This window comes from Actinophytocola sp., assembly GCF_035712165.1.
Taxonomy (GTDB): Bacteria; Actinomycetota; Actinomycetes; order Mycobacteriales; family Pseudonocardiaceae; genus DASYTH01.
On record NZ_DASTBH010000178.1, the window covers coordinates 23,926 to 33,376 of the forward strand.

10 protein-coding genes are annotated in these 9,451 nt (G+C 71.4%); 2 read left to right on the plus strand and 8 right to left on the minus strand.

Translation table 11 applies throughout. The annotated features are described in order from the left end of the window. Nucleotides 1-4: 4 nt before the first annotated feature. From VFO68_RS09960 to VFO68_RS09995, 8 genes are read right to left on the minus strand one after another with little or no spacing between them, the layout of a single operon-like run. Complete coding sequence (locus VFO68_RS09960; RefSeq protein ID WP_325157915.1) at nucleotides 5-763, minus strand: DUF429 domain-containing protein; 759 nt, start codon at nucleotides 761-763, stop codon at nucleotides 5-7. 12 nt (nucleotides 764-775) lie between these two features. Next, entirely contained in the window at nucleotides 776-2,206 is a 1,431-nt protein-coding gene (locus tag VFO68_RS09965; protein ID WP_325157916.1) for an MBOAT family protein, read from the minus strand. Nucleotides 2,207-2,263: 57 nt separating this feature from the next. Continuing rightward, nucleotides 2,264-3,223: a 23S rRNA (guanosine(2251)-2'-O)-methyltransferase RlmB gene (gene rlmB, locus VFO68_RS09970; RefSeq protein WP_325157917.1), complete on the minus strand. Its 960-nt coding sequence runs from the start codon at nucleotides 3,221-3,223 to the stop codon at nucleotides 2,264-2,266. A gap of 1 nt (nucleotide 3,224) precedes the next feature. Further along, the gene (gene cysS / locus VFO68_RS09975) at nucleotides 3,225-4,616 is read right to left on the minus strand and encodes a cysteine--tRNA ligase (protein ID WP_325157918.1); all 1,392 of its coding nucleotides are present in this window, start codon (nucleotides 4,614-4,616) and stop codon (nucleotides 3,225-3,227) included. Between the two features lie 37 nt (nucleotides 4,617-4,653). Then, the gene (locus VFO68_RS09980) at nucleotides 4,654-5,319 is read right to left on the minus strand and encodes an HAD family hydrolase (protein ID WP_325157919.1); all 666 of its coding nucleotides are present in this window, start codon (nucleotides 5,317-5,319) and stop codon (nucleotides 4,654-4,656) included. 9 nt (nucleotides 5,320-5,328) lie between these two features. After that, nucleotides 5,329-5,799, minus strand: coding sequence for a 2-C-methyl-D-erythritol 2,4-cyclodiphosphate synthase (gene ispF, locus VFO68_RS09985; protein WP_325157923.1), 471 nt, complete (start codon nucleotides 5,797-5,799; stop codon nucleotides 5,329-5,331). Between the two features lie 32 nt (nucleotides 5,800-5,831). Next, entirely contained in the window at nucleotides 5,832-6,509 is a 678-nt protein-coding gene (gene ispD, locus VFO68_RS09990; RefSeq protein WP_325157920.1) for a 2-C-methyl-D-erythritol 4-phosphate cytidylyltransferase, read from the minus strand. Nucleotides 6,510-6,532: 23 nt separating this feature from the next. After that, on the minus strand, nucleotides 6,533-7,024 hold the full coding sequence (locus VFO68_RS09995; protein WP_325157921.1) for a CarD family transcriptional regulator: 492 nt from the start codon (nucleotides 7,022-7,024) through the stop codon (nucleotides 6,533-6,535). Nucleotides 7,025-7,326: 302 nt separating this feature from the next. On the opposite strand from VFO68_RS09995, the gene VFO68_RS10000 reads away from it, so the two are divergent. Next, nucleotides 7,327-8,034, plus strand: a complete 708-nt coding sequence (locus VFO68_RS10000) for a hypothetical protein (protein ID WP_325157922.1) — start codon at nucleotides 7,327-7,329, stop codon at nucleotides 8,032-8,034. Nucleotides 8,035-8,070: 36 nt separating this feature from the next. After that, nucleotides 8,071-9,438, plus strand: coding sequence for a DNA repair protein RadA (radA, locus tag VFO68_RS10005; protein ID WP_414635481.1), 1,368 nt, complete (start codon nucleotides 8,071-8,073; stop codon nucleotides 9,436-9,438). Nucleotides 9,439-9,451: the final 13 nt, after the last annotated feature.

The window sequence follows — 9,451 nt, forward strand, 5'->3', positions numbered from 1 at the left end:
ACGGTCAGCCTGGCCGTCCCGGTGCGAGATCGTCGAGGGTGCAGGTGGGCAGGGCGATCCAGCCCTCCCGACCGGCCGCGGCGCGGTCCGCGGCGGGTGGCGAGGTGGCGAGCCCCAGTGCCGCGGCCCGGGCGAGCAGTGCGGCGATCACCGCGTCGAAGACGTGATCGTGCCGGCGGCACGGCTGTTCGTGTTCGCCGAGGCGCAGCCACGGCGCGGCCTGAGTCAGGTTGTCCACGAGGGAGCCGAGCGCGGGGAGGTTCTTGCCGCCCTTGTAGCGGCGGTGAGCCAGGCTCCAGTGTTTGAGTCCGGCAGCGGGGTACACCTCGACGATCAGTCCCACTCCGGCCCGGTCGACGGGGTGTCCATGCTGGATCAGCAACTGCTGCAGGCGCGCCGCGCGCATCGCGGTCAGCCCGATGCGGTCGGTCGCCACGCTCAGCGGGACCAACCCCAGCCGGGAGCGTACGTCTTCGTCGGTGCGCCGGTACGCCAGTGACCGGCGCCAAGCCATCCCCGCGAGCTGGCTCGCCGGTGCCGCGGCGCCGTCCCGATGCACGTTCAGGAAGTCGATGAAGGCGTCCGGCCACCCGAGCGGACAGTCGATACCAACCTTGTCGGCCTGTTCGGCGTGGTGCACCACGGTCTCGTCGTCGGCCGGCATCGCCACCGCGACCACCCGGGCGCCGCCTGCGCGCCACTCGACCACCGCAATCGCCGTGTCCCGCGGTTCCGCCGCGAGGTCGACCCCTACGGTCCGCATCCGATCGACCGCCTAGAACTGGAAGTACAGGAAGGGGCTGAAGGTGCCGGAGGCGATGAGGATGGCGGAGTAGAGGAGGCCGCCGGTCATGATGGTGACGCGGAGGATGTTGGCGGTGCGGGTGCGGGAGGACTCCAGGAGGGGGCCGGTGACCGGGTGGGCGGGCAGGACCAGCACGGCCAGGGAGGCCAGCAGGATGAGCAGGCGCTGGTTGGTGAGGGTGGCCTCGATCTGATCGGTCAGGCCGGTGAAGTCGGGCACCAGCATGTGGCCGATCATGGTCAGCGCGTCCGGTAGCTCGGCGGCGCGGAAGATCACCCAGCCGAAGATCACCAGCACCATGGTCAGGGCCCGGCGGGCGATCCGGCGCCGGGCCGACCGGGGCGGCGCCTCCAGCCGGTAACCGCGCTCGATGATCAGCAGCGCGCCGTGGTAGAGGCCCCACACCAGGAACGTCCAGTTCGCGCCGTGCCACAACCCGGTCAGCGCGAACACCGTGATCAGGTTCCGGTACGTCCGCGCCGCCCCGCGCCGGTTGCCACCCAGCGGGATGTAGACGTAGTCGCGGAACCACCGGGACAGCGACATGTGCCAGCGCCGCCAGAACTCGGTGATCGTCACCGAGGAGTACGGCCGGGCGAAGTTCTCCGGCAGCCGGAAGCCGATCATCCGGCCCAGCCCGATCGCCATGTCCGAGTACCCGGAGAAGTCGAAGTACAGCTGCAGGGTGTACGTGAGCGCACCGAGCCAGGCGACCGCGAACGTCATCTGATCGCTGGGTGTGCCGAAGCAGGCGTCGACCACCGGGCTCAGCGAGTCGGCGATGATCACCTTCTTGCACAGCCCGAGCGCGAACCGGGGGAAGCCCGCCGCGATGTCGTCCAGCGGGTGGGTGCGCTGCTGCGGCAGTTGGTCGGCGATCTCCCGGTAGCGCACGATCGGCCCGGCGATGAGCTGCGGGAACATCGCGATGTAGGTCACGAACCAGACCGGGTTGCGCAGCGCCGGCCGCTCGCCCCGGTAGATGTCCACCACATAGGAGATGTGGTGGAACGTGTAGAACGAGATGCCGATCGGCAGCGCCAGGTGCACCACCGGGAAGTCGCCCCCGAGCAACCGGGCGAACCCCTCCAGCTGCTCGGTGGCGAACCCGGCGTACTTCCAGATCACCAGGACCGCGACGTCCACGGCCACGGTCGCGATCAGGATCGTCCGCCGCCGCTTGCGGTCGATGTCCCACTCGTCCGGCTCGAGCGCAGGCCCGGCGAGGAAGTTCACCACCATGGTGACCAGCAGCAGCAACGTGGACGGCCCGGCCCCGGCCGCGTAGAACAGCAGGCTGGCCGCCGCGACGATGCCGTTGCGCCGCCGGGGAGCGATCAGGACGGCAGCCAGCACCACGGGTGTGAAGAACCACAGGAACAGCGGACTGGCGAACGACATGCAGCGGACCTCGGCTCCCGGGCAGGACACCTGACCTTAGCCGAGTGTTCCTCCGCCTCAGGTCCGCCCGGCGCTCCGGCGCCTGCGGGCGATCTCGGCCAGCGTGACCCCGGCCGCCACCGAGGCGTTCAGCGACTCGACCCCGGCGGCCATCGGGATGGACACCGTCTGGTCGCAGGCCTCTTTGACCAGCCGGGACAGTCCCCGCCCCTCCGAGCCGAGCACCAGCACCAGCGGCGCGGTGGCCAGTTCGAGGTCGTCGACCGTGTCGCCGCTGTCCGCGTCCAGGCCGACGATCATCAGCCCCGCCTCGGCCAGCGAGCGCAACGTCCTGGTCAGGTTGGTGACCAGCGCCACCGGCAGCCGCGCCGCGGTGCCGGCACTGGTCCGCCACACCACGGCGGTCACCCCGGCGCTGCGCCGCTGCGGCACCAGCACGCCGTTGGCCCCGAACGCGGCCGCCGACCGGATCACCGCCCCGAGGTTGCGCGGGTCGGTCACCCCGTCCAGCGCGACCAGCAGCGGCGGGTCGGCCGACTCCCGCGCGGCGTCGAGCAGGTCGTCCGGGTGCGCGTACTCGAACGGCGGGATCTGCAGGCCCAGGCCCTGGTGCACGGCGCCGCCGGTGAGCCGGTCCAGCTCGGCCCGGCTGACCTCGAGCACCGAGATGCCCCGGTCGGCGGCCAGCCGCACGGCCTCGGTGACCCGGTCGTCGGCGTCGATGCCCAGCGCCACGTACAGCGCGGTGGCGGGCACCTGCGCCCGCAGGCACTCGACCACCGGGTTGCGTCCGGCGACCAGTTCGGCGGCCGGCTTGTCCTTCTGCCGGCGCTGCTGCTCGACCTTGGCCTTCACCGTCGCGCGGCGCTGGGCCGGGTGCCCGGGCCGCCGTTCGGCGCGCGGCGTCGGTCCCTTGCCCTCCAGCCCCTTGGACTTCTTGCCCCCGGAGCCGACGACGGCGCCCTTCTTCGTCCCCGGTTTGCGTACCGCGCCCCGGCGCTTGGAGTTTCCTGCCACGTCAGCTGTCCTTCAAAGTCCACAGTGGACCATCGGGGGTATCCTCGACGGCTATCCCGGTGGCCAGCAGGCGGTCCCGGATCCGGTCGGCCCGCGCGAAGTCACGCTCGGCTCGGGCCCGGGTCCGCTCGGTGAGCAGGTCGTCGACCAGAGAGCTCAACGCCCGCACGGCCCCGGTATCCACAGTAGACTCGGTAGACCAGTTGGGGGACAACGGGTCGAGTCCGAGCGTGTCCAACTGTGCGCGCACCGCGCCGGCCACCGCCCGGGCGGTGGCCTCGTCGCCGGAGCCCAGCGCGATGTTCCCGGCCCGAACTCCGTTGTGCACCACGGCAAGCGCGGCCGGGGTGCCCAGGTCGTCGTTCATCGCGGCGGCGAACTCCGGGCCCGGCTCGCCGATGGTGACCACCCCGGTGCGCTGCGCGACCTGCCGCACGAACGTCTCGATCCGCTGGTAGGCCCGGACCGCCTCCTCCAGCGCCGCGGGCGAGTACTGCACCTCGGAGCGGTAGTGCGGCGCGACCAGGTAGTACCGCAGTTCCTGCGCCCGGACCTTGCTCAGCATCTCCGGAATGGACACCACGTTGCCGAGCGACTTGGACATCTTCTCGCCGGCCATCCCGACCAGACCGTTGTGCATCCAGTAGCGGGCAAAGCCGTAGCCGGCCGACCGGGACTGCGCCAGTTCGTTCTCGTGGTGCGGGAAGATCAGGTCCTGCCCGCCGCCGTGGATGTCGAACTCGGCGCCGAGGTAGGCCAGCGCCATCGCCGAGCACTCCAGGTGCCAGCCCGGCCGGCCCGGTCCCCACGGTGTCGGCCAGGCGGGCTCGCCGGGCTTGGCGCCCTTCCACAGCGTGAAGTCCCGCGGGTCGCGTTTGTCCTGTGCCGCCGCCTCGCCCTGCTGCACCTCGTCGGGCCGCTGCCTGGACAGTTCGCCGTAGGGCGGGTACGAGCGCACCGAGAAGTACACGTCGCCGGCGGCGGCATAGGCGTGCCCACCGTCGATCAGCCGGTGCATCAGCTCGACCATCTGGGTCACGTGACCGGTGGCGCGCGGTGCGATCGACGCGGGCAGGCAGCCGAGGTCGGTGTAGGCGGCCTCGAACGCGCGCTCGTGCTTGGCGGCCCAGTGCCACCAGGGCTCGTCGTTGTCGGCGGCTTTGTTGAGGATCTTGTCGTCCACGTCGGTGACATTGCGCACCAGCACGACCGCGTGGCCGGTGGCCGACAGCCAGCGGCGCAGCACGTCGTAGTTCAGCGCGCTGCGAACGTGTCCGATGTGCGGCGGCCCCTGCGGGGTGGGTCCACAGACGTAGATCGACGCCGCGCCACTGTGCACGGGCTGGAACTCCCGCAGTGTTCTGGTTCCGGTGTCGAATATCCGCAGACTCACCCGGGAAATGGTACGTGGCGCCGCCAGGGGCCACCTATCAGGTTTCGCTGAGCACCCGGTGCTCGGAAAGGGCGCTGATCAGAGCCCGGGGCCGGCGTACCGGCGGAATCCGTTCCACCACCGCGAACCCGCAGCCGACCTGGGTGGCTCCGCCGTCGGCGTACTCGCTGTCCCCGATCATCAGCGTGTCTTCGGGAGCGACTCCGATTCGCCGGCAGGCGGCCAGGAAGATGGCCGGATCCGGTTTCATTACGCCTTCCTCGACCGACAGCACGAACTCGTCGACCAGTTCGGCCATTCCGTTCCGCCGGAACACATCCCGAATGTCCCACGGAATATTGCTGACCACTGCGACCGGAACGCCGGCCGCGCGCAGCCGGCGCAGCACCGCGAGCGCGTCCGGATAGGGCGTCCACGATGCGGGAGCCGGCACCCGCTCGTAGACGGTCTCCAGCACCGCGGCCGGGGTGGCCGGCAGCGCCGCGCGCAGGGCGCTCAGGTACACCCGGCGGTGGACGTCCGGATCCAGGTCGCGCCGTTCCCAGTCCTCGGTCAGCTCGGCCGGCAGGTAGCCGCTGGACGCCGGGGAGGTGAGCACGTCGGTCACCAACTCGGGGTCGAGCGCGAGGCCGGCGAACCAGTCGTCGGTGGGCTCGAGGTGGAAGAGGGTTCCGGAGAAGTCGAACAGGACGCCGCGATGCACCGGTCCAGGCTACGGAACCGCCGGCAGGAGGCAGGCGGTGGCGATGGCGGCGAGGCCTTCGCCCCGTCCGGTGAGACCGAGGCCGTCGGTGGTGGTGCCGGAGACGGCGACCGGTCCGCCCACCGCGTCGGAGAGCGCCCGCTGCGCCTCGTCGCGCCGTTTTCCGATCCGGGGCGCCTCGCCGATCACCTGGACCGCGGCATTGCCGACCCGGTACCCGGCCGCCTCGATCCGGCCGCGCACCTCGGCCAGCAGTTCCACTCCGGACGCGCCGGCCCACCGCGCCTGGCCGGTACCGAACACCGCGCCGAGATCGCCGAGCCCGGCGGCGGACAGCAGCGCGTCGCACAGCGCGTGCGCGGCGACGTCTCCGTCGGAGTGCCCGGCGCAGCCGGCGACGCCCGGCCAGTGCAGCCCGGCGATCCAGCACTCCCGGTCGGGATCCACCGGGTGCACGTCGGTGCCGATCCCCACCCTCACGCCCATGGGTTCGCTCGCAAGCTCGCTCACCGTCATCCGAGGACCGCCTCGGCGACGGCCAGGTCGAACCGGGTAGTGATCTTCATCGCGTGCGGGTCGCCGGGCACCGTGTCGATGCCCACACCGAGCCGCTCGACCAGGCCGGCGTCGTCGGTGGTGGTGTCGTCGGGATAGGCGTCGTAGGCGCGGCGCAGCACGTCCAGCCGGAACCCCTGCGGGGTCTGGACGATGCGCAGATCCGCCCGGTCCGGGGTGGCCGCGACCACGCCGTGCGCGTCGACCCGTTTGATGGTGTCGGCGACCGGAAGCACCGGAATCACCGCGGGTGACCCGGAGTTCACCCGCTCGACCACGGACCTGACCAGCCCGGCGGGTGTGAAGGCGCGCGCCGCGTCGTGCACGAGGACGACGGTAGCGTCCGGGACGTCCGCCATCGCGGCGTGCAACGCCAGGCGCACCGACTGGGTTCGGCTTGGGCCACCGGGTACCACGAGCGCGTCGGCACCGGCCGAGGCGAGCACGCCGACCATCGTGTCCACGTCCGACAGTGGTGCTGCCACGACGACGCGTTGTACGCATCCCGAGGCCAGCAGACCACGAACGGCGTGAACCAGAAGCGGCTCGCCACGTACCGGAACCAGCGCCTTGGGTACACCGGCACCCAGGCGTTCACCTCGCCCGGCGGCGGGGACAAGCGCGACCACGCTCATCGGGCAGGTGGGGTGGTACGCGATCAGACCACGGCGGTGCCGAGGACCTCGTCGAGAATGACCTCGGCCTTGTCCTCGTCGGTGCCTTCGGCCAGCGCGAGTTCGCTGACCAGTATCTGCCGCGCCTTGGCGAGCATGCGCTTCTCGCCGGCGGACAGCCCGCGGTCCTTCTCACGTCGCCACAGGTCACGGACGACTTCGGCCACCTTGTTCACGTCGCCGGAGGCGAGCTTCTCAAGGTTTGCCTTGTACCGGCGTGACCAGTTCGTCGGCTCCTCGGTGTGGGGAGCCCGCAGAACATCGAAGACTCGGTTGAGACCCTCTTGGCCCACGACATCCCGAACGCCGACGATCTCGGCATTGTCTGCGGGAACGCGAACCGTGAGGTCACCCTGCGCGACCTTCAGGACGAGGTACTTCTTCTCCTCGCCCTTGATCACACGGGTCTCGATTGCTTCGATGAGTGCGGCACCGTGGTGCGGGTAGACGACGGTCTCTCCGACCTTGAAAACCATGTGTCCTCTGCCCCTTTCGCTGCATCCATCTTAACACGCGCTGGAGGCTCGCTGAAACCGGCCCGAACTCCGTAATCGCAGGTCAGCGGGTGCATGACTGGAGAAACGAAGGGTTGACAAAACCCGGTCAGACGTGCATCCGCCCAGGTAGTCAAATGCGATTCATGTCTGGCTGTGATCGTTCTCGATGATCCACTATGGACCCGTTCCGGGCGCGGACGGTGACCTTGTGCGGCCCGGCCGGCCGCTCCCCGATACCCTTCCCGCGTGGTTGCCGCCCGCCGAGGAAGGACATCGCGACCGTGAGCCGTGCACCGCTGAAGTCGATGGACCGGCTGCGCAGAGCCCCGTTCGCGGTGGGTCTGGCCGGTCTGGTCACGGCGCTCGCCGTCGCCGGGTGCAGCGCCGGCCAGAACACCCAGACCGACTCGGTCGAGCCCGCGGTGAACGGCACCCAGGGTGACGTCGGCCGGATCGGGATCCGCAACGCCCAGATCGCCTACCCGGCCGGTGGTGGCGCGTACACGGCCGGCGGCTCCGCCCCGCTGATCCTGACCATCGTGAACTCCGGGACCACACCGGACGAACTGGTCGGGGTGACCAGCGAGGTGGCCGGCGACGTGCGGATCAGCGGGGACCGCTCGCTGCTGCCCGGCCGGGCCATCGAGGTCGGGACGCCCGGCTCGGAAGGTGGTGTGCCATCGTCGAGCGCCACCACCACGACGGTGACGACCACCACGACCGGTTCGGCCTCGGCGCCCCCCTCGTCGCGGCCGTCGACCCCGTCCTCGGCCCCGTCGGCCACGTCGTCGTCCCGCCCGGCCCCGGAGCCGGTGGAGATCGGCAAGGCCGAGATCGTCCTCTCCGGACTGTCCACGACGCTCAGTTCCGGAATGTCCTATTCGGTGACGTTCACCTTCCGGGACGCCGGGTCGATCACGCTGGAGGTGCCGGTGGCGGCGCCGACCACCGCGCGTCCCGAGGTCACCGGCACCGGATCGCACGGCTGAGCGAAACTGTCGGTGCCCGGTCGTAGGGTGGCCGCCGTGGTGAAGAGCACGCGACCCAACTTCCGGTGCGCCGAATGCGGGCGCGAGGAGACCAAGTGGGTCGGACGCTGCCCGGAGTGTCAGGCCTGGGGCACGTTGGAGGAGGTCGGGTTACCGCGCGCCGCGCTGGCCCGGATCACGGCCGGCACGCCGAGCGCGCCGGCCCGGCCGATCGGCCAGGTCGACGTGGAGGCGGCCCGGGCCCGGCCGACCGGCGTGCCCGAACTGGACCGGGTGCTCGGCGGCGGGGTCGTTCCGGGTGCCGTGGTCCTGCTGGCCGGTGAGCCGGGGGTCGGTAAGTCGACCCTGCTGCTGGAGGTCGCGTTCCGGTGGGCGGCGCGGGACGACGGGCCGTCGCTGTACGTCTCGGGCGAGGAGTCGGCCGGCCAGGTGCGGCTGCGCGCCGAGCGCACCGGGAACGTGCACGAGGCCATGTACCTCGCCGCCGAGAGCGACATCGGGGTCGTGCTCGGCCACGTGGACACGGTCAAGCCGAGCCTGCTGGTGATCGACTCGGTGCAGACGCTGGCCTCGGCCGGGGTGGACGGCACCCAGGGCGGGGTGACCCAGGTGCGAGCGGTCACGGCGGCGCTGGTGGCGCTGGCCAAGGAGCGTGACCTGCCGGTGCTGCTGGTCGGACACGTCACCAAGGACGGTTCGATCGCCGGTCCGCGGCTGCTCGAGCACCTGGTGGACGTGGTGCTGCAGTTCGATGGCGACCGGCACTCCACGCTGCGCATGGTGCGCGGGGTGAAGAACCGGTTCGGCCCGGCCGACGAGGTGGGCTGCTTCGAACTGGTCGACGACGGCATCGTGGGGGTCGCCGACCCGTCCGGCCTGTTCCTGAACCGCCGGGAGACCGGCGTGCCCGGCACGGCCGTCACCGTCGCCGTGGAAGGCAAGCGCCCTCTTCTCGGCGAGGTGCAGGCCCTGGTTGCCGCGTCGCATCTGGGCACCCCGCGCCGGGCGGTGAGCGGACTGGACTCCTCCCGCGTGGCCATGGCCCTGGCGGTGCTGGAGCGCCGCGGCCGGATCCGGCTGGCCGAGTCCGACGTGTTCACGGCGACGGTGGGCGGCATGCGGATCGTCGAGCCCGCCGCCGACCTGGCCGTGGCGCTGGCGGTCGCGTCCGCCGCGCGAGACTTCGTCCTCCCGCCCGACCTCGTGGTGGTCGGCGAGGTCGGCCTGGCCGGAGAGGTCCGCAGGGTCGGCGGTGTCCGCACCCGCCTGGCCGAGGCCGCCCGCCTCGGCTTCACCCGCGCCCTGATCCCCCCCGACGCCGGCAAGCTCCCCCCGGGCATCCGCGCCCACATCGTCCCCGACCTCGGCGCGGCCCTCCGCCTCGCCCAGGACGGCCTCCCCTAACCCCGGCGAGTCG

Bases quoted from the DNA above. Each gene is read 5' to 3' on its own strand.
- VFO68_RS09965 (WP_325157916.1), bottom strand. From the start codon at position 2,206: ATGTCGTTCGCCAGTCCGCTGTTCCTGTGGTTCTTCACACCCGTGGTG.
- VFO68_RS09995 (WP_325157921.1), bottom strand. From the start codon at position 7,024: ATGGTTTTCAAGGTCGGAGAGACCGTCGTCTACCCGCACCACGGTGCC.
- ispD (WP_325157920.1), bottom strand. From the start codon at position 6,509: ATGAGCGTGGTCGCGCTTGTCCCCGCCGCCGGGCGAGGTGAACGCCTG.
- VFO68_RS09960 (WP_325157915.1), bottom strand. From the start codon at position 763: ATGCGGACCGTAGGGGTCGACCTCGCGGCGGAACCGCGGGACACGGCG.